1 protein-coding gene is annotated in these 1120 nt (G+C 39.5%); it reads left to right on the plus strand.

Annotated features, from left to right (window positions below; all coding sequences use genetic code 11):
- Window positions 1-1120: GEVED domain-containing protein (locus DK441_RS26330; RefSeq protein ID WP_200822907.1), on the plus strand; the 1120-nt coding region annotated here is incomplete at both ends.

Here is a 1120-nt window from a genome sequence, read left to right on the forward strand (position 1 = left end):
TATCTTCTTCGGCTGTGGGATCAAACACTGCAACTATAGGATGGACTGCTGTAGCCGGTGCAACCTATGATCTTCGCTACAGACAAACTGGAACAACAAACTGGACAACTTCTGCCGAAAACGGAACTTCTAAAGTGATTTCTGGATTAAACCCATCTACTACTTATGAAGTACAGCTAAGAAGTAAATGTGCCGATGGAACTACTTCTAATTATAGTAGCTCTACTAATTTTACAACTACAGATGTACAACTTAATTACTGTGACTCTAATGGTCAAAGTGTAACTGATGAATACATTAGTAATGTAAAATTAGGAACCATCGATAAAACATCTACAGGAGCAAGTGGTGGATATAGTGATTTTACTGCTGAATCTACTAACCTATCTAAAGGTAATGCCAATACCATTACCATTACTCCTACATGGACCGGAACTAAATATAATGAAGGATACTCTGTATGGATTGATTATAATCAAGATGGTGACTTTGCCGATACAGGAGAACAAGTATGGACTAATGCGGCTTCACAAACAACTCCGGTAAGTGGTAGCTTTACTGTACCTTCAAGTGCAAAAGACGGAAGTACAAGAATGAGAGTATCTATGAGATACAATACCATTCCTGGCCCTTGTGAATCATTTAATTATGGTGAAGTAGAAGACTATACAGTAGTGATCGGGGGATCAACTGGTGGTGATACTCAAGCCCCTTCTGCTCCAACTGGATTAGCAGCTTCTAATGTGGCACAAACAACACTTACCCTATCATGGAATGCTGCTACCGATAATGTAGGAGTGACCGGATATGATGTGTATCAGGGATCTACTAATCTTGGATCGGTAACTGCAACTACAAGAAATATTACAGGATTAACGGCTAATACAGCATACCAGTTTACCGTAAAAGCTAAGGATGCGGCTGGAAACGAATCTGCAGCTAGTAACACGCTTAATGTAACTACTACAGGAGCATCTGCTACGTATGATGTAAAACTGCGTATTACTTTTGATAACTACCCTGAAGAAACAAGCTGGGAGATTAAAGATAGTAACAACCAGGTAGTACATTCTGGAGGAACATATCCATCTCAACCTGATGGTTCTACTCTTAATATAAC

Source organism: Aquimarina sp. AU58, from assembly GCF_900312745.1.
In the GTDB taxonomy this organism is placed as follows: Bacteria; Bacteroidota; Bacteroidia; order Flavobacteriales; family Flavobacteriaceae; genus Aquimarina; species Aquimarina spinulae.